Genomic DNA, 23,789 nt, shown 5'->3' on the forward strand with positions numbered 1-23,789 from the left:
TAATGGTTTAAAGGTCAATAGTTGTAGATTTATTTTCAAAAATACTGTTTCTTAAATTATTATTCAATAAGCATTTGTTATTTTTACATCAAATAAGAAACACATGATAAGTCAAGCCCAATTTGATAAAGAAATAGATTTAATTATTACAAACGCTATTAGAGAAGATGTTGGAGATGGTGATCATAGCTCATTATCTTGTATTCCAGCTTCAGCTCAAGGTAAAGCTAAATTGTTAGTTAAAGACAAAGGTATTATAGCTGGTGTCCAGTTTGCTAAACAAGTTTTTAAATATGTAGATCCAAACCTAGTTGTAGAGACTTTGATTGAGGATGGAAGTAGAGTGAAATATGGTGATGTCGTATTTTATGTTACTGGTGCATCACAATCTATATTAAAAGCAGAACGTTTAGTTTTAAATGCTATGCAACGTATGAGTGCTATTGCAACAAAAACCAGACAATTTGTAGATTTGTTAGAAGGCACAGGGACTAAAGTTTTAGACACACGTAAAACTACTCCAGGTATTAGAGCTATTGAAAAATGGGCTGTAAAAATTGGAGGAGGAGAAAACCACAGATTTGCACTTTATGACATGATTATGCTTAAGGATAACCATATTGATTTTGCAGGAGGTATTACAAAAGCTATTGATAAAACAAAGCAATATTTAAAAGAGACCAATCGTGATTTAAAGATAATTGTAGAAGCTAGAGATTTAGACGAAATTAAAGAAATTTTAAAATCGGATGGCGTTTACAGAATCTTGATAGATAATTTTAATTACGAAGACACTAAAACTGCAGTTAAATTAATTGGTGACCAATGTTTAACAGAAAGTTCAGGAGGTATTAATGAAAAAACAATTAGAGAATATGCTTTATGTGGCGTAGATTTTATTTCCTCAGGCGCATTAACGCATTCTGTTTATAACATGGATTTAAGCTTAAAAGCAGTTGATTAATACACATCCTGTAACAGTACAATAATTTTATCTAAATAATGTCTCAAGCAATAGAAGAAAAGCTTAGTAAAATCCCAGTAGTTAACCTTTTGGTTAAATTATTGAGCAGGTTTAAATTGCCTGGATTAGAGGGATTATCATTATACGATTTAATCGAGTTGTATATTATAGGTATCGCTAGAGGAGCCTTAACAGCAAGAGCAAGTGCAATTGCTTATAGCTTTTTTATGGCTTTATTTCCGTTTTTGTTATTTGTAATTATTGTTATTCCGTATATTCCAATAGAAGATTTTCAAACAGATTTTTTGGTGTTTTTAGAGTCAATTTTGCCTCCAACTACATCAGATTTTTTCTCGGATAATATATTTAATAACATTGGCGGAAATCAAAATGGAGGACTGTTGTCATCCGTATTTTTGTTATCCATTTTTTTAATGGCTAATGGTATAAATGCTTTGTTTTCTGGATTTGAAAACTCGTATCACGACCAATTAACGCGCAATGTGTTTAAGCAATATTTTTACGCGTTAGGTATTGCGTTAATTTTATCGTTTTTACTTATAATTACCGTTGCAGTTTTAGGATATTTTAATATTTATGTAATCGATAATTTAACAAATCATGGCTATATTGCCAAAAGACAAGTTAGCATTTGGAGTACCTTAGCACAGTACGGATTTTTTGTTGTCATGGTATATATAGCAACAGCAGTGTTGTACTATTTTGGTACAGCAGAAGGGAAGTCGTCTAAATTTTTCTCAATTGGTGCATTATTTACCACTATTTTAATTTTAGTAACCTCCTTTTTATTTGGAGTGTATATTGAAAATTTTGCTCAGTATAATGAGTTATATGGATCAATTGGAGCACTATTAATTTTATTATTTTATTTATGGCTTAATGCCAATATTTTATTATTAGGTTTTGAGTTAAACATGTCTTTAAAACAACTACGAAAAAGTTTTTAATTATGAAAAAGAGTATCATCATTGTAATAGTATTAATCTTTGGTTTTTCAGTAAACGCACAAGATATTTTAGGAAAATGGAAAACCATTGATGACGAGACTGGAGAAGCTAAGTCTATTGTGCAGATTTACAAAAAAGACGGAAAAGTCTTTGGTAAAATTATCGAGATTTTTAATAAAGAAAGACGTGACTTACCTTGCGTAAAGTGTAAAGGTGACGACTATAATAAACCAATTTTAGGATTAGATATAATCAAAAGTATGACCAAAGATGGTAAATACTTTAAAAACGGAACTATCGTAGATCCACAAAACGGTAAAGAGTACGATTTAAGACTAATTGTAACAGATGAAGGTAAACTTCAAGTTAGAGGTTATATTGGTTTTTTCTACTCGACACAATATTGGGAAAGAGTACAATAGTCCAATTAACAAATATAACAACATACAGCATTGCATTTTATAGATGTCATCCTTCCAATACCTTTAGAAAAACGTTTTACGTATAGCATTACGCAAGCAGAAAGCGAGTTTTTAACTATTGGAATGCGTGTGTCTATCCCTTTTGGTAAAACAAAAATTTACACAGGTATTGTAGCAGCAATACATCAAACAGCTCCAGTTATTTACGAAGCTAAGGAGATTCATCAAATTTTAGATGAACAACCCATAGTAACCCTAAAGCAATTGCAATTATGGCAATGGATTGCAAAATATTATATGTGTACAGAAGGCGAAGTAATGCGTGCTGCATTACCCAATGCTTTTTTGCTTGAAAGCGAAACGATAATAAGTAAAAATAATGCTTTAGAATTAAATGAGAACGATTTAAAAGACGACGAGTATTTGATTTACGAAGCATTGCAGCATCAATCGTCACTTAAAATTCAGGATATATCTAATATTCTTGATAAAAAAAATGTACTTCCGGTTGTTAAGCGGTTAGTAGAAAAAGAAGCCATTATTTTAAATGAAGAAATCTACGATAAGTATAAACCAAAATATGTTAGGTATGTCAAGCTAACAGACGCTTACAATAGTCAAGAAGCGTTAAATCAATTATTAGAAGCGTTAAGTAGTCGTGCTAAAAAGCAACGCGATGTTGTGCTAACGTTGTTTTCCATTTCGGCAAAGACCAAAAAACCTGTTAAAGTAACAGATTTGATTACAGAAAGTCAAGCGTCTTCTGCAACCGTAAAGGCTTTAATTAATAAAAATATTTTGGAGGATTATCATATCCAAACAGATCGTGTGGTGTATGAAGGAGAGGAGAATGAAGATTCTAAATCATTAAATCAGTATCAAACCGAAGCCTTACAGCAAATACAAACTAGTTTTCAGACACAAAACGTCGTGTTATTGCATGGTATAACTAGTTCTGGAAAAACGGAAGTGTATGTTAAGCTAATAGAAACATCTCTAGCAAAAGGGCAGCAAGTGTTGTACTTATTGCCAGAAATAGCGTTAACTACCCAATTAGTTACACGACTTCAAAATTACTTTGGAGAGCAAGTAGCAGTATTTCATAGCAAGTATTCTGCTCATGAGCGTGTCGAGGTTTATAACCAAGTGCTAAATAATTCCGCGAAAGCGAAAATAATTTTAGGTGCACGATCGTCCATTTTCTTACCATTTAACGATTTAGGTTTAATTATCGTCGATGAGGAGCATGAGTCGTCCTTTAAGCAGTTTGATCCAGCACCACGTTATCATGCCAGAGATGTCGCTGTGGTATTAGCTTCAATATTTAAAGCCAAAACACTATTAGGAAGTGCAACTCCAAGTATTGAAAGCTATCACAATGCACAAGAAAACAAATACGGTTTAGTCGAAATAAATCGACGATACAATAACGTGCAATTGCCTGATATCGAGCTTGTAGATATTAAAGATAAGCAGAAACGAAAAAAAATGAAAGGTCATTTTTCTGATAGATTAATAGAAGAAATGACTGAAGCTATTGCAGATGGACACCAGATTATACTATTTCAAAACAGACGAGGGTATTCTCCTATTGTAGAGTGTAATACGTGTGGGCACTCACCACAATGTCCTAATTGTGATGTTAGCTTAACGTATCATCAATACCGTAAACAGTTACGTTGTCATTACTGTGGTTATAATAGTGCTATGCAATTAAAATGTATGGCTTGTGGTACTCCAGGATTAGACACTAAAGGTTTTGGGACAGAGCAAATAGAAAGCGAAGTCAAACTGTTGTTTCCAGACCTTAAAGTAGGTCGTATGGATTTGGATACCACTAGAGGTAAGTTTGGTTACGAAAAAATTATAACAGCTTTTGAGCAGCAAGAAATAGACGTTTTAGTTGGTACGCAAATGTTAACTAAAGGACTTGACTTTAGAAATGTCAAGTTGGTAGGAATAATGAATGCCGATAATATGTTAAACTTTCCGGATTTTAGAGCGCATGAAAGAAGTTTTCAATTAATGTTGCAAGTTTCTGGTAGAGCAGGACGTACCCAAAAACAAGGAAAAGTATTAATCCAGACGTATAATCCTTACCATAAAATTTTGCAACAAGTATCTACCAATGATTATATTGGAATGTATAAAGAGCAGTTAGAAGAGCGTTATAATTATAAGTATCCACCATTTTATAGATTGATAAAAATAACATTAAAACATAGGGATTATAATAAGGTAGATTTAGCAGGAGATTGGTTGGCTAAAGCATTAACACAGTTGTTTAAGCATAATGTTTTAGGACCAGAGTTTCCGCCAATATCAAGAATAAGAAACCAATATCACAAAAACATTTTAATAAAAATACCGCAAGGTCAACCTTTAGGAAAAACTAAAGAAGCTATCAAAAAAGTACATACTAGTTTTGAGGCTATTGCTAATTTTAAAGGTGTTAGAGTTGTTATTAACGTCGATAACTATTAAGTTAACTAACTTTTAGATAAAAAAAACCTGCTTTTAAAAGCAGGTTTTTTTAGGGCATTATATTTTGTGATTAGATACTGTTTAAAGCATCTACTAATTGTGTTTTTTTGTTTCTACTTAACGGGATTTCATAAGCCCCAACTTCAACATTTTTACTGTTAAAGCGATCAACCTTGTCAAGATTTACAATGTAAGATTTGTGGATTCTTAAAAATTTACCATCAGGTAATTCGTTTTCAAAAGCTTTCATTGTAGATAATACCACTAAACTGGTATCCTCTGTAACTAGTTTTACATAGTCACCAAGTGCTTCAATCCATTTAATATCTCTAATATAAACTTTACGTTTTTTAAGGTTACTCTTAACAAAGATGTGTTCTCCTTCTTCTTGGTTGTAATCTAACTTTAATTTATGGTGCTCTACAGCTTTATCTACAGCCTGACTAAAACGTTCTCTAGTAATTGGTTTTTGTAAATAATCAGTCGCATCATAATTAAATGCCTTAAAAGCGTATTCTGTTTTACCTGTAACAAAAATAATTTGGGGTTTATTATTTAGTACATCAAGTAATTCAAAACCATTTAAAACAGGCATTTCAATATCTAAAAAGATAAGATCAACTTTATGGGTGTTTAAACCGTTTTTGGTCTCTAAAGCACTGCTGTACTCAGCAATTAAATTTAGATGATTATTGTTCTCTATTAATTTTACAATAGAAAGTCTTTGTATCGCTGAATCATCAACTACTACACAATTTAATATCATAGTATATGTTCTTTATAGGTTAAGTTATCGACAATAGTACAAAAAATCGGGATTAAAACCAAAAAACATCGCTAAAATGTAAGTTTTAACATTTAATTAAGATTATAATTCGGATGTAAATTAAGTTTAAATTTAGATTAAAAACTATTTGTGAGATTAAATAAAAAGAAGTATTTTTGCACTCATTTTTAACACAAATAAATTAGATTTTTATGAATCATTATGAAACTGTTTTCATCTTAAATCCCGTTTTATCTGAGACACAGATAAAGGAAACAGTACAGAAATACGAAGATTTTCTTGTTTCTAGAGGAGCTAAGATGGTATCAAAAGAAGATTGGGGACTTAAAAAGTTAGCCTATCCAATTCAAAACAAAAAAAGTGGATTTTATCACTTATTTGAGTACCAAGTAGAAGGAGAAGTAATTAATCCTTTAGAAGTAGAGTTTAGACGTGATGAGCGTTTTATGCGTTACTTAACTGTAACTATGGACAAACATGCAGTGTCATGGGCGGAACGTAGAAGAGCTAAACTTAAACAAAAAGCGTAATTATGTCAAGTATAGAACAACAATCAAAAGGAAAAAAAGAAGGAGAAATCAGATATCTTACTCCTTTAAATATTGAAACTAACAAAAACAAAAAGTATTGTCGTTTCAAAAAGTCTGGTATCAAGTACGTAGATTACAAAGATGCAGATTGGTTATTAGGATTTGTAAACGCTCAAGGTAAAATTTTACCAAGACGTTTAACAGGTACGTCATTAAAGTATCAAAGAAAAGTGTCTGTAGCTGTAAAAAGAGCGCGTCACTTAGCTTTAATGCCATACGTAGCAGATTTATTAAAATAAAAATATCATAACAATGGAACTTATATTAAAACAAGACGTTGAGAATTTAGGATTTAAAGACGATGTTGTAACGGTTAAGAACGGTTATGGTAGAAACTTTTTAATCCCTACAGGTCATGCTGTTTTAGCAACAAAATCTGCTAAAAAAGTATTAGAAGAAACTTTAAAGCAACGTGCTTACAAAGAAACTAAAGAAGTTGAAGAAGCTAATAAAGTGGCTGAAGCAATAAAAGCTTTAGAAATTAAAATCGCTGCTAAAGTTGGTCAAGGAGACAAATTATTTGGATCTGTAAACAACATTGACGTTGCTGAGGCATTAGCTAAAGAAGGTCAAGACATCGATAAAAAATACATTTCTGTAACTACAGTTAAGCGTTTAGGTAAGTATAACGCTGCAGTACGTTTACACAGAGCTGTAAATGTTGATTTAGAATTTGAAGTTGTAGCGCAAGCATAACTTAGATTTGTTAACAATACGTTAATAAATTATACCATAATATTTAAGCCACTCTATTTAGAGTGGCTTTTTTTGTTATATTTTTGTTAAATATTATGCATGCATAATGTTTCACAAACACACAACACAATGAAAAAACTAAATTTAACTATAGCATTATTGCTATTTACCGTATTAAGTTTTGCACAAGTTACTACAGCTAACATTAAAGGACTTATTACTGAAGACGCTAATCAACCATTATTTGGTGCCAACGTTGTAGCTGTACATGAACCTACTGGAACAAAGTATGGTGCCATTACAAATATTGATGGTCGTTACAATTTACTAAACCTTAGGGTTGGTGGTCCTTACAAAGTATCTATCACTTATGTAGGTTTTCAAGATCAAATTTTTTCTGATGTTTATTTAACATTGGGTAAAACAACAAACTTAGATGCGGTTATGAACTCTAGTGAAGTTTCATTAGATGAGGTTGTTATCACAGGTTCATCTTCCGGAACTTTTGGAAGTGATAGAACAGGAGCAGAAACCAGTGTTGGACGACGTGAATTAACTACGTTACCAACAATTTCTAGATCAGCTTCAGATTTTACAAGGCTAGAGCCTTCATCATCAGGAAACTCTTTTGGAGGTAGAAACGACCAGTTTAACAACTTTACATTGGATGGAGCAGTATTTAATAATCCATTTGGTTTAGATGCAGCAACTCCTGGAGGTCAAACAGACTCGCAACCAATATCTTTAGATGCAATCGATCAAATACAAGTTTCGTTAGCACCTTATGATGTAACATTATCTGGTTTTACAGGTGCAGCAGTTAATGCAGTAACTAAAAGCGGAACTAATGAGTTTCATGGAACAGTTTATGGTTTTACAAGAAATGAAGACATGACTGGTGGTAAAATACGAGGAGAAGACGTGTTTCAATCAGATTTAGAGCAAAATCAATACGGAATTAGTATTGGTGGTCCAGTAATTAAAAATAAACTATTCTTTTTTGCAAACTTTGAAAAAGACGAGCGTTCAGATTTAGGAACAAACGGATTTGCCCCAAATAGAGGTACAGGTGCAATTAACGAGAGTAGAGTAGAACTTGAAGATTTACTGACTGTCCAAAATGCATTATTAGATTTAGGATACGATCCAGGAAGATTTGAAGGATTTAATTACGATTCAAACTCTACTAAAGGGTTATTTAAATTAGATTGGAATATCAACGATAATAATCGTTTAGCGGTAATTTATAATTTTTTAAATGCCTCTAAAGAAAAACCAGCCCATCCATCTGCATTAGGATTTAGAGGTCCTAATACTAATACACTACAATTTGAAAATACAGGTTATGAGATTAATAACAATATACAGTCAGTACAAGTTGAGTTAAACTCTACCTTATCAGGAAATGTGACTAACAAGTTTCAAATGGGTTATACTCATTTTGATGATTTTAGAGACGCATTATCTTCGCCAGCACCAACTATTACAATAACAGATGGCGGATCTAACTATATTATTGCTGGTCATGAGCCATTTTCAATTAATAACAGATTAGACCAAAAAGTGTTTCAATTTTCTAACAATTTAAATTATGTAGAAGGTGACCATACGTATACTGTTGGTTTTTCATATGAAAAATTTCAGTTTGATAACTCCTTTAATTTAGGTGCTTATGGTGCCCAAGGTGTTTTCTTCCCAACAACAACAATGGATGATTTCCAAAACTTTGTGGATTCTGGTCAATTACAAAATTTATTTAACGAAGCTGCTGCTGCAGATGCTAGTTTACAAGCCAATGGAGAAGGTGTTGCAGGAGGATTTGCTCTAGCAGAAACAAATGTTGGACAATTAGCATTTTATTTACAAGATGAATGGAATGTTACAGAAAACTTTAAATTAACCTATGGTGTAAGATTTGACAAACCATTATTTTTTGATTCTTCTACTAAAGCACAAGAGGTTATTGACAGAGCATGTTGTTATGCTCCAGGTATTGAGTATATCAATCCAAATACAGGAGAAGGTGTGTTTTTAGATAACACTAAAATGCCTTCAAACAAAGTATTAATTTCTCCAAGAGTTGGTTTTAATTACGATGTAAAAGGAGATAACAGCTTTCAAGTACGTGGTGGAACAGGTTTATTTACAGGTCGTTTACCATTTGTATGGTTAGGTAACCAAATTGCTAATCCAGAAGTTTTCTTTTACCAAATGGTAGATCCAGATTTTAAATTCCCACAAGTATGGAGAACAAATATTGGTACAGATTACAGATTTAAAAACGGTATTATAGCAACAGGAGATATCTCTTATACTAAGGATATTAATGGAGCGCATGTACAAAATTGGGGATTACGTAATCCGTCAGGAACACTAAATGCTCCAGGAGACACAAGACCAATTTACACTTCAGGAGACATTATTAATAATGCTTATGTATTTACAAACTCAGATAAAGGTCGTGTTTGGAATTTTACAGCTAAAGCACAAAAGACATTTGATAACGGATTGTATACAACTATAGCATACAACTATTTAAATTCAAAAGATGTTAACTCAATTGAAGCAGAAATTACAGGTGATGCATTTGCATTTAACCCAGTAGTTGGTAATGCTAACAACGACGTGTTGTCTTACTCTAAATATGGAGACACACACCGTTTTATTGGTGTAGCAAGTAAAAAGTTTACTTATGGTAAAGACAAGTGGGCTACTACCATCTCTACATTTTTTGAATACGCACAAGGTGGACGTTTTAACTACACGTATGGAGGAGATTTAAATGGAGATGGATCTAACTTAAATGATTTATTATATGTTCCAACTTCTTCAGAGTTACAACAAATGCAATTCTCAGGTGCAGGACAAGCAGAGGCTTTTGAAGCCTTTATACAACAAGATGACTACTTAAGTGATCGTCGTGGTGATTATGTAGAGCGTTACGGAGCATTAGCACCATGGAGAGGACGTTGGGATCTTAAATTATTACAAGACTATAAATTTAACGTAGGTGGTGATAATTATAACACAATCCAATTTAGTGTTGACATATTAAACTTAGGTAATTTATTAAATAGTGATTGGGGAGTAGTACAACAACCAACATCTGTACAACCAGTTGGTGTAGATGTAGATGCATCTGGTGTGCCAACCTATACATTTACTGGTGTAACCGAAACTTTTTCATACGACACAAGTCTTTTATCAAGATGGCAAGCACAATTTGGAGTTAGATACATTTTCTAGTCCATACGTCACAGATATTTTTTAAATTTGCGCTCCTTTACAGGAGCGCATTTTTTTTACACTAAAAAATACAAAAACCAATACTCAATGAAGTTATTAAATCGCTTTCGCGGAAAGCAAGCCATTAAGCCACTATATTTTTTAATAATTGTAATTAGCTTTATATCGTGCAAGAATAATGATAAAAAGTCAACTGTTGTAAATGAAACAGAAGTTACAACACCAACATTAAAACCTTCTGCTTTAATTAGCGCTTTTAAATATTCACCAGACCAAGATGTTATTATCAGTGTGCATAGAGGTGGTAAAGGATTAAAAAACTATCCGGAAAACTGCTTAGAAACCTTAAAATACATTAACGATAGCATACCTGCTATTTATGAAATTGATGTCGCACAAACTAGAGACAATGTATTAGTGCTAATGCATGATAATACTTTAGAGCGCACAACCACAGGGACAGATAGATTAAATAAATATACGTTTGAAGAGCTTCAGGCTTTTAATCTACAAGATGATTACGGTAATGAGACTACTTTTAAAATTCCAGCTTTAAAAGACGTTTTAGTATGGGCTAAACAAAACAACGTTGTGTTAACTCTAGACAAGAAAAAAAGCGTGTCTTTTGATGCTATTGTAGCATTAGTAAAGCAAGTTGAAGCAGAAGATGTATCAATAATTATAACTTATGATATGGACCAAGCAACAGAAGCACATAAATTAGCACCTAATTTATTATTATCTGTTTCTGCTAGAAATCAAAAAGAATTGGATTGGTTATTACATTCTAACATACCAACTCAAAATATGTTGGCCTTTACAGGTACAAAGTTATCACCAAACGACTTTTATAAAACAGTTCAATCATATGGTATTAAAACTATTTTAGGGACTTTGGGTAACTTAGACAAACAAGCCGAAGCTAAAGGAGAAGTGCCATATACCATATGGAAAGACAAAGGAATAGATGTTTTTGCAACAGACAGACCATTTGAGGTCGCTAAAGCGTTAAATATTAAGAAATAGAAAAAATGAAGTATTCTAGACTTACAAAAGAACAATTTGAAGAATTACATAAAGAGTTTATAAACTTTTTAGCAACACAAACTATTACAGCAGACGAGTGGGAAACTTTAAAAAAGGAAAAACCAGAAGTAGCTGAAGAAGAACTAGATATTTTTAGTGATTTAGTTTGGGAAGGTGTCTTAAACCAAGTAAATTATGTGGAGCAAATATCTGCACATAACTTACACTTATTTGCTTTTAATGACGACCACATGCACGTAATAGGTATCAAGATAGATGGTCCAATAGATGTAACAACACCTGATGGTTTTAATTGGTTGCGCGAAAATTTAATGGACGAGTCAGTAACATTTACACAAGGCAAAAAAGACTATTCTGAGGATAAAAACTTAGATAAATTTAAGCTAATACAATCTGGAAGTAATATTACTAAAGGAGAATTATACGAGTACATGAATAAGTTAATCAACTAACTAATTCCTGAAAACACAATAGTCCTTAAAAGAAATTAAAATTAAAACCAGTATTTTTGTTATTCTGTTAAATCTACAGAATATTAAAAGTAACACTAAAAAAATCCTTATAATATAAGGAATATATATGGCACAAAAACCAAGTATACCAAAAGGAACAAGAGATTTTAATCCAGAAGAAGTTGCAAAACGTAATTACATATTTAGTACTATAAAATCACAATTTCAACGTTTTGGATTTCAGCCAATAGAAACACCAAGCTTTGAAAACTCTGATACCTTAATGGGTAAATATGGAGAAGAAGGTGATCGCTTGATTTTTAAAATTTTGAATTCTGGTGACTTTTTATCAAAAGTGGACGAGACATTATATGCTTTAAAGGATTCAGGAAAAATAACTCCAAGAATCTCTGAAAAGGCATTGCGTTACGACTTAACAGTACCATTTGCTAGATACGTAGTCCAACATCAAAACGAAATAGAGTTTCCGTTTAAGCGTTATCAAATGCAACCTGTTTGGCGTGCAGATAGGCCTCAAAAAGGACGTTTTAGAGAGTTTTACCAATGTGATGCAGATGTGGTTGGTAGTGACAGTTTATGGCAAGAAGTAGAGTTTGTACAACTATATGACAACGTGTTTACAGCTCTAAAGTTAGAAGGTGCTACAATTAAAATTAACAATCGTAAAATATTATCTGGTATTGCTGAGGTTATTGGAGCAAGTGATAAGCTAATCGATTTTACTGTAGCTTTAGATAAATTAGATAAAATAGGAGAGGATAAGGTAAAGGAAGAAATGCTTAGTAAAGGTATATCTCAAGAAGGTATAGCTAAGCTTCAACCTTTATTTACTTTAAAGGGTGATTTTGGTACACAAATAGAAAGCTTAAAATCTATTTTAAATACCTCTGAAGAAGGTCAAAAAGGAATAGAAGAGTTAAGTTTTATTAATGAAGCTATCACTGCATTAGGTTTAAAATCTGCTAAATTACAATTAGATGTGACCTTAGCTAGAGGATTAAATTATTACACAGGCGCAATATTTGAAGTCTCAGCACCAGAAGGTGTTGCAATGGGATCCATTGGTGGAGGAGGTCGTTATGACGATTTAACCGGAATATTTGGTCTTAAAAATGTAAGTGGAGTAGGCATTAGTTTTGGATTAGATCGTATTTATTTAGTTTTAGAAGAATTAGGACTGTTTCCAGAAACTATTACAAAATCTACAGAAGTATTGTTTATTAACTTTGGAGATAAAGAATCCTTATTTAGCTTAAAAGCAATTAAAGCGTTAAGAGAAAACAATATAAATGCCGAGTTGTATCCTGATAGTGCCAAAATGAAAAAGCAAATGAATTATGCCAATAAGCGTAACATACCATATGTAGTTTTAGTAGGAGAGGAGGAATTGAAAAATAATCAATTCACTTTAAAAAATATGATTTCAGGAGAACAGGACAAAGTGGATTTAGAGGCTTTAGTTACTAAACTGAAATAGTTGTTTATTGGATTTTTCTGCAGAAATAATTATTGATTTCATTCTTAGATTTTCAGGTCAAACCATAAGATGGATTTACTTTTTAGGAAAAATAAAATACCAAGATTTAAACAATAGTGTCTATAATTATATTTTGTCAGTACTTTTTTTTCTAATTATAATCTTAATTCTAAACATTTAAATAGTATACAATTAAAAAGCCGAAACATATGTTTCGGCTTTTCTTTTTAGTGAATTATAAAATGATTTGGGGCAATACTTATTCAACTAAAACTTTCTTTGAAATTTCACCTTCGCTAGTTTTTAATTTGATGATATAATTTCCAGTACTTAACTCGCCAGAATTTAATTCTATGTAATCTTGTGTGTTTATATCTTTAAAGTTAGTGATGTGCTGACCTAATATATTGTACAAATTAACAGATGCAATAGTGTTTAACTTAGGATTATTAATAACAATACTTTGAAGGTTGTTAGAGTAATAAACGTTTATGTCGTTTGCTAAAATATTATTATCTACACTTAAACTGTTTTGTGGAATGCTAAATACTAATTCAAACCTGTTATTATGTTCTCCTGCAGGTAAATTAACTATAAAATCTGATTGTCTTAAATCATGATAAGTTGCATTTACAAGATCGTGTAAATAGATGTCTAAACTATTTGGTACATTTTCTAAAGCATCCAATGTAAGTGTATTATTACCAGCAGTATTTGTAATTAAACTTATTGGTAACACTGTATTTTGATCTATGACGTTTGTACCTTGTATAATGTAGTCATTGTTATCAATAGTCCAACACATGTCATCCATTTGAGCATCTTTTTTCTCACCATCATAAGCCCAATCATATCCTGGAGTAGCATGACTGTCTTGAGTAACTAATAATTGTCTGTGTATTCCGTTAACAGAATTTAACCCTAACCTAATTTTTAATCTTGAGTCAGAATTATAGTTATCTGCGACAGAATTTTCAGCAGACATTCTTACAAACACAGAAGACGATCCTTCTTTTTCAAAAACACGTTGGTTATTATTAAATCTTAAAGTACCAGTATTTTCACTTTTAACAAAAAATCCTTGAGCTACTGGAATGTAACGACCTGGTAATTTGGAAGGTGTACCTCCTGTAGCTACCATAGGATCATTAGTACCATAACTGGCAGCAGGAGTTGCACCTGATAAATTATAGGTAGCATATCCACCTTGGTATTCCGCAAGTATGTGAGAGCCTCCTCCCCAATGTTCCCAGAAATATAATGTACCAGTCGTTCCACCTGCTCCTAAGATAGTTGGTGCGTTGTCCATTATAAATTGGTGTGCATCTATTGCAGATGCATAAGGATTACCAATTAAATATTCGTTAGTTGCAGTAATTGGTAACGTAATATCACCATTATTTGGCTTTCCTTGTAATACATAATTTTGTTCTAAAGCTACATTACCGCTTGTGTTTGCTACACCTTTCATAGTAAAACCTTCGCCAATTAGTAAAGATCCTGTACTTCTTACATGTTGCCAATCAGCATAAGCACCAGATTGGTTAGCATACTTCCATATCCAATAATCTGCAATACCAATTGGTGTTCCAGAAGTACCATTATAACTATTAGTAATAAAGTTGATGTTGGTTGGAGCAGCTGGATTGGTACCATCTTTATAGATTGTTGGTAATGTATAGCTGTTATTATTTGTAGTAGCATTGCTTGTTCCAACAGGAGATGACCAGTAATTATAAGTATATAAATCCTGAGTACCTTGTTGGTCACGCTCTAAAATTCCTGAACTTGTAACATCTAAATCACTATTTAATGTTTGAATTAATTGTGATTCGCCTTCTAAATCAATTTTACCGTCTAATTTTAAATAGTGTGTAATAGTTAAACCGTTTCCTTGATTTAAACTAGTGTCACCATTAGCAGTTAGCTTATTGCTTTCTACAAATAAACCTAAAACTGTTCTGTTTTGATTATTTCCAGAAGGAAGTGTGTTGTTGTCTAATGTTAGATTGTGGTTAGTTTTTACAATATTCCAATCAATAGTAATGCTAGGATCTACTATGCTTGCAGTACCAGGCATATATAATTCGGCTCCATTTGTCCAAGTGCTATTATTATCCCAACTACCATCATTTGTTGTGTTATATGGTAGAGGAGAGGATTGATATTCTAATGTAAATTGATTTGGATCTGTAAGGCTACCTCTGTTTCCATTCCCAGAAACATCGTTAAGATGCGTTCCAATATAAGAATTCATGTTGTAATAAGCCTCTAGATTTGACCAATCAACAACTTCTATATCATTTTTAGTGATAGTATTTGGTACTACAACACCATTTACAGCAGTTCCTGCTTTTTGTAATTCTTGATTCATAACATATCTTAATTGAGTCAAGGTTAATGCTTGGTCCCAAATTCTGATTTCGTCAATATCTCCTTTAAAAAAGTCTAATACATTTAATTTATCAATATAAATTGCACCAATAGCAAACTCGGCACCATTAGGTGTTGGGTTGATTATAGTTTTAGAGTTATCTAAAACACCATCTATATAAAGACTAGCAATGTTATTGTCATAGATTACTGCAACGTGATGCCAAATATCGTTAGGCAAAGTTGTAATAGAGTTTATTCTGTCCGATGGGTTGTTTCCTATAGAAAAACTTACAGTATTATTATCCGTTAAGAAAAATTTGTAACCATCCACACCATCATTTTTAGCTACTATTGTTTTGTCACTAGATAAGTCATTTGAACCTTCAGGTTTTACCCAAGCCGAAGCTGTAAAGTCTCCAGCTAGATCTACTTTATTACCTACTAAAGTAAAATTATCCACACCATCAAATCCTAAATGTCTAGATTTAACCTCTTCGTGTGCTACACCAAAAGTAAAATATTTAGTACCATCAAAATCATAAGTCCCTTCTCTAGTAGCTTGTCCATTAAAAGTGCTTGGATCTAAAAATACCGTTTGTAAGTTGGTTGTGAAACCAGCGTCATCAGACACAAGCATAACATAAGCATCATTACCTGTTAAAGGAGGTAATCCTGTTAAATCTGTATCAAATACAGATACCTCAACCGTTCCAATATCATCTCCAGCAGTTTCTACAATTTTCCATTTTCTGTTCATTACATCTGTAATAGTGGTAATAGTAGCAGGTCCTAAACTTACAGTAACAGAAGCACCAGAAGTATTAGTGTTTTGACCATCATTACCCCAAACTAAAAATTCTTTATCAGTGCTAAATGTACTTGAGTTTAAGTTATTTGTTAAAGCAGTGTTAGTTAATGATATAGCTACAATGCTTGAGTTATTTACACTTTTTGATTGTTTTTGGATTAAATCCGAATCATCATCACGTCCAATTCCTGCAATATCATAATTAAATCCTGTATTTGCAGATACATCCCAAATTACAGATCCATCCGAAGCTACATAGTCTTGAGACGTACCATTTACACCCAAAGTAACACCATATTTAATGGCTAAATACGATTGTATTCTATTGCGTTCATCCAAAAGATTTGCATCATTTTTACGAGAAGAAAATGAAATGATTTCTACTATTCTTGCATTAGCAGCAGCCTCGTAACCTTCGCTTCTTCCAATCCAATAACGTGAATCATTAACATTAGAAAAATCGGCAACATCATTTTGTACTGTTTCAACATTATTAGCATTATAAAATAATTCCTGTCTAGTCGCAGCAGTATTATTTCTAGCATTTAAAATACCTACATTATTATAGTTTGTGGTAGTGTTATTATCTGCAACACCATATCCTGTATAAGGAGCAGAACTAGTAGTTGGTCCAACGCAATAAGCAAAGACTTCATTTGTAAATCTTGCAGAGTAACGACCATATCCAAAGCCTGTAACGTCTTCGGTATTGGTTGATAGATCTTCGTCACCACAAAATATATCCATGTTTCCAAAAGTAGTGTTAATGTTGTTGTCAGGTAAAATTACAGCAAACATATCCTGTGTAAAAAAACCAGAGTCACTCTTTAAAAAGTCTCCATTTGTATCGTCATACGAGTAATCATTATCTGTAGGAGCTAAACTATAAGAGCTGTCAAAATCTACAACAGCATTAAAGTTAACATTATAACTAGGATGGTCTCTATACGTAGGTTCTTGTCCTGCCATATTTACTGTGGCATGATTAGTTTTAGCTTGGTCATACCAAGTTGTTAAAGGTTGATTGTCACTAACTCCAGCACCATCATTTGCTTTTAACCATGTTTCTAGATTAGCAGTAACGCCTCCAGGACCTTCAGATAATGGTGTGTTTCCATAACCCTGAACGTAAAAAGTGTAAGGGTTTTCATTTGAATCGTCATTAGCAATAGTAATTATTGCAGATCTTAATCCATTTGAAGAAGGGTCAAAGGTGATGCTAAAAGTAGTATTACTTCCTGCAGCAATTGGAGTGGTAGGAATACTAGCTAAGGTAAAATCCGAAGCGTTTGGACCAGTTATACTAACATAAGGTAATCCACCTGTTAATGATAAAGGCAGAGTCCCATCGTTGTTAATTATAAACATGTTTGTATTGCTACCCGAAGCAACATTAATTGATCCAAAATCTGTATCATCTATTGTGCTAGGTGTATTATCACCACTATTAATGGTGGTACTGTTTCCTGTAATATTAATTTCTGGCAGAGGTGTGGTTATAGCAGTTAATGAAACATCGTCAATAGCCATGTCACTTCTGTAATCATTTCCGGTGTTTCCAGAAAATCTTATGTTAATAGATTGTCCAACATAAGCGGTCAAGTTAATAGTAACTAAAACCCATGGAGACCCATTATTAGTTTGTACTTGGTTACTTTGTGACCAAAGATTGACAGGAAAGGTTGTTCCGCCATTTGTACTTAAGTCTACATTTAGGGTTCCCATATTACTACCATACATATGATGGTAAAATGAAAATTGTGCAGAAGTCGCTCCAGTTAAATCAAAACATGGACTTAATAAGTTTGCTGTTCGGTTTGTATTACTTGAAGCTTCAGTGTATAAATACCAATTTCCGCCATTAGCGTTAGAAGGTCCTGTACCATTTGAAGGTGTCCCATTTGAGTTTCTTGTCCAATTTAAATTGTCACTAGTATCCTGTGTCCAACTTCCTAATCCAGACTCAAATCCTTCATTATAAGGAAAACTACTTACTATCGAGGTACAACTTGTTGCGCAACCACCAGAAACATTAAAAAATTGAGTGACACCTCCAGATGTTGCTCCATTACCTGAGTTTGTTAATACAGTGGTACCGCTAGATGTAATTGTTATATTAGATGTTGTTCCATTCCAACCATCACCATAGGTATCATAAAGTATTGCGTAATAATTAATACCATCTGTAATACATCCTAAATCTAATGTAGTGCTGTACGAGTTATTAGCACTACCATCAAAACCATTATCAATAGTGGCTAATAATGTGCCTCCAGGATTATAAATTTCAACTCTGTTTTCAGAGGACCAACTTGGCCAATCAACAGATACTTGTACAAGTGATGTCTGAGCAATTGTATTACATAATGTAAATAGACTTATTAGTAATATGTATTTCTTACTGAATAAGTTAGCTAGCAATGCTTTAAAAGTAAAGGTTGTCATAAGCAGGAATGTGTTTAGTTTGGGGACTAATTCATAATTCGAGATAAAACTATCGATTTATTAGTTTAAATACAAATATTTTCGATGAAATACACTTTTCATTAATTTGAAGTGCTACTTATGGGTTTAAATGCATAAAATATGGATTATTTGGTTTTGTTAGATGTTTTAATAAAGAAAATAAAAAAAACCAAGACAGCTGTCTTGGTTTTTTCAGATAATAAGAATAAAGTAGATTTGGGCTATTTATTCGATTAAAACTTTTTTAGATAATTTACCATCATTTGTTTTTATTTCTAATATATAAGTACCAGTACTTATTTTATTAGTTTTTAATTCAATTAAATCAGAAGATTCAAATTCATCAAAAGAAATAATTTCTTGTCCTAAAACATTATAAAGACTTACCGTTTTTACATTTTCTAGTTTAGGGTTGTTTATCACTATTGTATTAGAGCTATTTGCATAGTAATAGTTAATTGTTGTTTCTATTTCAAAATCTTCTGTAGATAATAGACTAGATACTTGGCTAAATCTTAAATCAAACCTATCTAAATAAGCTCCAGTTGTTAAATCTAAAGTAGCATCTCCTTGTCTAAGATCATGATAAATATTTGTTACGTTGTCGTAGATGTAAATGTCTAAATCATCTGGAACATTTTCTAAAGCATCAATAGTAATAGTATTTATTCCATCATTATCAACGTGTAGTCCTAATGGTAAAATAGTAGAATGGTCTATTACGTCTGTACCTTGGATTGTATATTTATTATCGCTAATCATCCAATACATATCGTCCATTTGCTCTGTTTTGGCTTCACCATCATAACCCCAATCATAAGTAGAAGTAGCATTACTATCCTGAGTCACTAATAATTGTCTGTGCACAGTGTTAACAGAATTAAAGCCTAATCTAATTTTTAATCTAGTATCAGCATTGTAACTGTTAGCTGTTGTAGCAGCATCAGCAGTAGATCTTACAAATACTGAAGAAACTCCTTCTTTTTCAAAAATACGTTGTCCATTATTAAATCTGATTGTACCAGTGTTTTCACTTTTAACAAAAAATCCTTGAGATACTGGTATATAACGACCAGGTAATTTAACTGGTGTACCACCCGTAGCTACTAACGGATCATTAGTACCATAACTTGCAGCAGGAGTTGATCCTGATAAATTATAAGTAGCGTATCCACCTTGGTAATCTGCTAAATTGTGAGATCCTCCTCCCCAATGTTCCCAGAAGTATAATGTTCCAGTTGTACTTCCTGCGCCTTCAATTGTTGGCGCATTGTCCATTATAAATTGGTGCGCATCTAATGCTGATGCATATGGATTACCAACTAAATATTCGTTTCCTGCAGTAATTGGTAGGTTAATATCACCATTGTTTGGTTTACCTACAAAAACATAGTTTTGTTCTTGTGACAAATCATTACCAGTATTAGTAACTCCTTTTAATGTAAATCCTTCTCCTGTTAAAAGTGACCCTGTGCTTCTAACATGTTGCCAGTCTGCATAAGCTCCAGATTGGTTTGAATATTTCCATATCCAATAATCTGCAATACCAATTGGTGATCCTGAAGTACCATTGTAACTATTAGTTATAAAGTTTATGTCAACCGGATTATTAGGGTCAGTACCATCTTTAAATACCTGAGGTAAAGTATAGGCATTGTTATTAGTACTATTATTTGTTACACCAACTGGAGATGACCAGAAGTTATATGTAAATAAGTCTTTTGTTCCTTGTTGGTCACGCTCAATAGTTCCTGTACTTGATGGATCTAGATCACTATTTAAAGATTGAATTAATTGTGACTCACCTTGTAAATCTATTTTACCATCCAATTTTAAATAGTGAGATACAGTTAATCCATACCCTGTATTTAAATTGTTATCACCATTTACTGATAGTGTATTATTAATAACATTTAAACTTAATACAGTTCTGTTATCATTGTTAATAGCTGGTAAGTTGCTATTATCTAAAGTTACGTCATGACTTATTTCTACTATATTCCAATCTACAGTAACATCTGCATCTACTATTGATGTAGATCCTGGAATGTAGAAGGTATTACCATTAGTCCATGTGCTATTATTTTCCCAATCACCAGATGCACTTGTTGTGTATGGTAAAGGTGCAGTCTGAAAGTCTACAGTATTTAAGTTTTTTAAAGCACCTTGTATATTGCTTCCTGAAGCATCGTTAGTATTAGTATAGGTGTAAATAGACATTGGGTAGTATCCTTTTAAATTACTCCAAGGTAATGCTGCCACTTCATTATTAGTAATTGTATTAGGTACTATTTTTCCGCTAGTAAACGAACCGTTGTCTTCAATTTCTTGATTCATTAAGTAGCGGATTTGATTAATGCTTAAATCAGTATCCCAAACTCTAATTTCATCAATGTTTCCTCTAAAAAATTGTGTAGTTGACGTTTTTGATGCAGCAGCTACTAAAAACGATTCGTCTGTGTTTAAAGGAGCAGATTTGTTTGCAGATTTATCTAATACACCATCAATATATAAATATAATATTGTGCCATTATAAATAAAAGCTATATGGTGCCACTCATTATCAGGAATTCTTGTATTACTAGTTAATATTTGATTACTACCATTTTTCCAATACATTCTAATACGATTATTATTCATAATTTGAAGGTCGTATCCTGAGTTAAAAGGATTATTTCTTTTGGAAATAATAGATTTTGTTCCAGTATCACTTGCTTCTCTTTTTATCCAAGCTGAAACTGTAAAAGCAGAAGGGTTTAAATCTAAATTATTGTCCATGTCCATGTAGCTATTGGCTCCATTAAAATAAACAGATCTTGTTACTTCTACTTGTGATGCATATCCAAATGTTATGTATTTTGTTCCATCAAAATCGTAGCTAGTCTCTAGATTAGTCCCATTTAAGGTCATTAATCTGTAGTCAGCAGTTGGGTCAAAAACAGGAGTATCCGAAATAAACATATAGTAACTTCCTGGAGGCGTAATGTTTCTAATTGCATTTTGAGGTATTGAAACTTTTACTTTACCAATATCACCACCATTTTCTACTACTTTCCAAATACGTTGCATACCTAAAAAACTAACTAAAGTTGATAGGCCTGGTATACCACTACTCATGTCAACACTTATTACCTCTGGAGCTGCATTTAAATCTGCATTATTGTTTCCCCATGTTAGGTATTCGCGATTATTTAAGGACACAGGGTTTGACGCTTTGTTTAAGCTATTAGTGTCGTAAATGTCAGTTAACCCTATAGTAATTAACCCTCTAGTTTCTCCTGTAGCATCTAATTCAGAATTTATACTTCTTGATTGTCTTTGGTCTAACTCAGCACTATCATCACGTCCAATTCCTGCAATATCATAGTTGTAACCAACATTTGCAGATTGATCCCAAATTACATTTCCTTGACTATCAACATAATCTTGAGAGATACCGTTTACACCTAAAGTGATTCCATATTTTATACCTAAATACGACTGTATTCTGTTACGTTCTTGTGTTAAGTTGTTGTCTGATTTTCTAGAGTTATAAGTAATTACTTCTGCAATTCTACCATCAAAACTACCATTCCAATATTGACTTCTACCTAACCAATATCTACCATTATTAATAGTTGCGTATCTTGAAAGGTCATTAGTTTCATTTCCAACTTGATTGGCATTAAAGTACAACTCCATATTATTGTTAGCATTGTTTTGTCTAACATTAATAATTTGTATTTGATTGTAGTCAGTCCCTGAATTTGTATCAGCTATTCCGTAACCATTTTCGGTTGGATTTGATGGTGTTTCACTGGTCGTACCTATACAAAAGGAAAGACGTTCATTAGTTACTCTTGCTGTATAAGACCCATATCCAAAACCTGTAACATCCTCAGTAAAACTATCTGTTAATGGATCCGATCCAGTAAAAGTATCCAAAGGTATCATTGAAGTTGTGATTTCTGGATCTGGCATTAAGACTACAAAAACATCATTAGTACTAAATCCACCAGTTCCCTTTAACTCATCCCTATTTGTCAAATAGGTCATATCTGCTTGAGAGGTATTGTTGTTGTTTTCAAACTCGATTACCGGATTAAAATTCATGTTTTTTGATGCATTATCTCTGTAAACTGGTTCTTGTCCTGCTACAACAACTTCTGCATTATTTCCTTTTCCGTTATCTACCCATTTACTAACGTTTGCACCATCTAATCCATAATTAGATCCATCTAACTGATCTGCTTTTAACCATAAGTCTAAATTACTAACGACACCTCCAGGACCAGTAGTTGGATTGTTAAAAGTTGTACCAGTAATTGTGATATTATCTATCATTACATAATCATTAGTATCACTTGCATCACATCTTATCCTGAATGTACCAGATCCTATTGTAGGAAAATTAAAATCAGTAGCCATTAATGTTACTGTTTTACTATAAAATATAGTTGAATTACCTGATTGAAAGTCACCATTTTTATTTGCTACACTTCCACTAACAAATCTAGCAACTGTTTGCCAACTACCGCTTCCAATTATATTTCCAGCCTTATATTCTACAAAGAAGTCCTCACCATTTTCCATACTATAGGTAGTAAAGAAAAATTTAAAATCAATTTTGTCATATGCTCCAACATAAAAAGAAGGCGAAGTCATTGAAGAGTTGTTACCCAAATTATCTCTTAACCAAAAACTAGTATTTCCATCGTAAGCATAAAAGGTATTAGTTGCTCTGTATGCTTGAGTGGACTGGGTCCAACCTTGCGTTCCAGATTCAAAATCATAGAATCCTAAAGTCGTTTCGGTTTGAGCCAACACATTATAGCTGTTAGCTAAGCTGAATACAGCTAAAATAATAAGTAGGGTTTTGTTGAGGGTAAAGTTTTTCATAATTTAAAAGGTCGATTTGAGGGGAAATCTTTTTTTGTTAATATGATGCAAATTTAAATTTAAGCAAGCAGTAAATAGGTTGAATTTAGTTAGAAAGCATTTATCTG

Annotated in this window: 14 protein-coding genes; 11 read left to right on the forward strand and 3 right to left on the reverse strand. The window is 32.6% G+C overall.

The genetic code is table 11. The features are described 5' to 3' along the window. Positions 1–103 precede the first annotated feature (103 nt). From nadC to priA, 4 genes are read left to right on the forward strand one after another with little or no spacing between them, the layout of a single operon-like run. Positions 104–964, forward strand: a complete 861-nt coding sequence (gene nadC, locus M890_RS0101355) for a carboxylating nicotinate-nucleotide diphosphorylase (RefSeq protein WP_028281790.1) — start codon at positions 104–106, stop codon at positions 962–964. A gap of 38 nt (positions 965–1,002) precedes the next feature. Further along, positions 1,003–1,932: a YihY/virulence factor BrkB family protein gene (locus M890_RS0101360; RefSeq protein ID WP_028281791.1), complete on the forward strand. Its 930-nt coding sequence runs from the start codon at positions 1,003–1,005 to the stop codon at positions 1,930–1,932. A gap of 2 nt (positions 1,933–1,934) precedes the next feature. Then, positions 1,935–2,354 carry a DUF2147 domain-containing protein gene (locus M890_RS0101365; RefSeq protein WP_028281792.1) on the forward strand — a complete coding sequence of 140 codons (420 nt, stop codon included), beginning with the start codon at positions 1,935–1,937 and terminating at the stop codon, positions 2,352–2,354. 30 nt (positions 2,355–2,384) lie between these two features. Further along, positions 2,385–4,838 carry a replication restart helicase PriA gene (priA, locus tag M890_RS0101370; RefSeq protein WP_028281793.1) on the forward strand — a complete coding sequence of 818 codons (2,454 nt, stop codon included), beginning with the start codon at positions 2,385–2,387 and terminating at the stop codon, positions 4,836–4,838. A 70-nt stretch (positions 4,839–4,908) separates the two neighbouring features. Here priA and M890_RS0101375 read toward each other — a convergent pair whose 3' ends face one another. Further along, the gene (locus M890_RS0101375; RefSeq protein WP_028281794.1) at positions 4,909–5,604 is read right to left on the reverse strand and encodes a LytR/AlgR family response regulator transcription factor; all 696 of its coding nucleotides are present in this window, start codon (positions 5,602–5,604) and stop codon (positions 4,909–4,911) included. Between the two features lie 212 nt (positions 5,605–5,816). Here M890_RS0101375 and rpsF point away from each other — a divergent pair, with 212 nt between their 5' ends. The 7 genes from rpsF to hisS all read left to right on the forward strand — a co-directional run bounded on the left by rpsF (position 5,817) and on the right by hisS (position 13,154). After that, positions 5,817–6,155 carry a 30S ribosomal protein S6 gene (gene rpsF / locus M890_RS0101380; protein WP_028281795.1) on the forward strand — a complete coding sequence of 113 codons (339 nt, stop codon included), beginning with the start codon at positions 5,817–5,819 and terminating at the stop codon, positions 6,153–6,155. Positions 6,156–6,157: 2 nt separating this feature from the next. Next, entirely contained in the window at positions 6,158–6,454 is a 297-nt protein-coding gene (rpsR, locus tag M890_RS0101385; RefSeq protein ID WP_028281796.1) for a 30S ribosomal protein S18, read from the forward strand. Between the two features lie 13 nt (positions 6,455–6,467). Beyond that, entirely contained in the window at positions 6,468–6,911 is a 444-nt protein-coding gene (gene rplI, locus M890_RS0101390) for a 50S ribosomal protein L9 (protein WP_028281797.1), read from the forward strand. 129 nt (positions 6,912–7,040) lie between these two features. Then, positions 7,041–10,157, forward strand: coding sequence for a TonB-dependent receptor (locus M890_RS0101395; RefSeq protein WP_028281798.1), 3,117 nt, complete (start codon positions 7,041–7,043; stop codon positions 10,155–10,157). 87 nt (positions 10,158–10,244) lie between these two features. Beyond that, positions 10,245–11,183, forward strand: coding sequence for a glycerophosphodiester phosphodiesterase family protein (locus M890_RS0101400; protein ID WP_157243242.1), 939 nt, complete (start codon positions 10,245–10,247; stop codon positions 11,181–11,183). Positions 11,184–11,188: 5 nt separating this feature from the next. Then, complete coding sequence (locus M890_RS0101405; protein WP_028281800.1) at positions 11,189–11,656, forward strand: DUF6495 family protein; 468 nt, start codon at positions 11,189–11,191, stop codon at positions 11,654–11,656. 127 nt (positions 11,657–11,783) lie between these two features. Then, entirely contained in the window at positions 11,784–13,154 is a 1,371-nt protein-coding gene (hisS, locus tag M890_RS0101410; RefSeq protein WP_028281801.1) for a histidine--tRNA ligase, read from the forward strand. Between the two features lie 259 nt (positions 13,155–13,413). On the opposite strand, the gene M890_RS0101415 is transcribed toward hisS, so the two are convergent. Together M890_RS0101415 and M890_RS0101425 are read right to left on the reverse strand one after the other, a co-directional pair. Further along, the gene (locus M890_RS0101415; RefSeq protein ID WP_051437420.1) at positions 13,414–18,783 is read right to left on the reverse strand and encodes a DUF8202 domain-containing protein; all 5,370 of its coding nucleotides are present in this window, start codon (positions 18,781–18,783) and stop codon (positions 13,414–13,416) included. Between the two features lie 246 nt (positions 18,784–19,029). After that, entirely contained in the window at positions 19,030–23,682 is a 4,653-nt protein-coding gene (locus M890_RS0101425) for a DUF8693 domain-containing protein (RefSeq protein WP_028281803.1), read from the reverse strand. Between the last annotated feature and the right edge of the window lie 107 nt (positions 23,683–23,789).

The sequence above is a fragment of the Olleya marilimosa CAM030 genome, assembly GCF_000518485.1.
Classification (GTDB): Bacteria; Bacteroidota; Bacteroidia; order Flavobacteriales; family Flavobacteriaceae; genus Olleya; species Olleya marilimosa.

Excerpts from the sequence above, each read along its gene's own strand:
- nadC (WP_028281790.1), top strand. The coding sequence starts at position 104 with ATGATAAGTCAAGCCCAATTTGATAAAGAAATAGATTTAATTATTACA.
- M890_RS0101405 (WP_028281800.1), top strand. The coding sequence starts at position 11,189 with ATGAAGTATTCTAGACTTACAAAAGAACAATTTGAAGAATTACATAAA.
- M890_RS0101400 (WP_157243242.1), top strand. The coding sequence starts at position 10,245 with ATGAAGTTATTAAATCGCTTTCGCGGAAAGCAAGCCATTAAGCCACTA.
- rplI (WP_028281797.1), top strand. The coding sequence starts at position 6,468 with ATGGAACTTATATTAAAACAAGACGTTGAGAATTTAGGATTTAAAGAC.
- rpsR (WP_028281796.1), top strand. The coding sequence starts at position 6,158 with ATGTCAAGTATAGAACAACAATCAAAAGGAAAAAAAGAAGGAGAAATC.
- rpsF (WP_028281795.1), top strand. The coding sequence starts at position 5,817 with ATGAATCATTATGAAACTGTTTTCATCTTAAATCCCGTTTTATCTGAG.
- M890_RS0101365 (WP_028281792.1), top strand. The coding sequence starts at position 1,935 with ATGAAAAAGAGTATCATCATTGTAATAGTATTAATCTTTGGTTTTTCA.
- M890_RS0101375 (WP_028281794.1), bottom strand. The coding sequence starts at position 5,604 with ATGATATTAAATTGTGTAGTAGTTGATGATTCAGCGATACAAAGACTT.
- M890_RS0101415 (WP_051437420.1), bottom strand. The coding sequence starts at position 18,783 with ATGACAACCTTTACTTTTAAAGCATTGCTAGCTAACTTATTCAGTAAG.
- hisS (WP_028281801.1), top strand. The coding sequence starts at position 11,784 with ATGGCACAAAAACCAAGTATACCAAAAGGAACAAGAGATTTTAATCCA.
- M890_RS0101425 (WP_028281803.1), bottom strand. The coding sequence starts at position 23,682 with ATGAAAAACTTTACCCTCAACAAAACCCTACTTATTATTTTAGCTGTA.
- M890_RS0101360 (WP_028281791.1), top strand. The coding sequence starts at position 1,003 with ATGTCTCAAGCAATAGAAGAAAAGCTTAGTAAAATCCCAGTAGTTAAC.
- M890_RS0101395 (WP_028281798.1), top strand. The coding sequence starts at position 7,041 with ATGAAAAAACTAAATTTAACTATAGCATTATTGCTATTTACCGTATTA.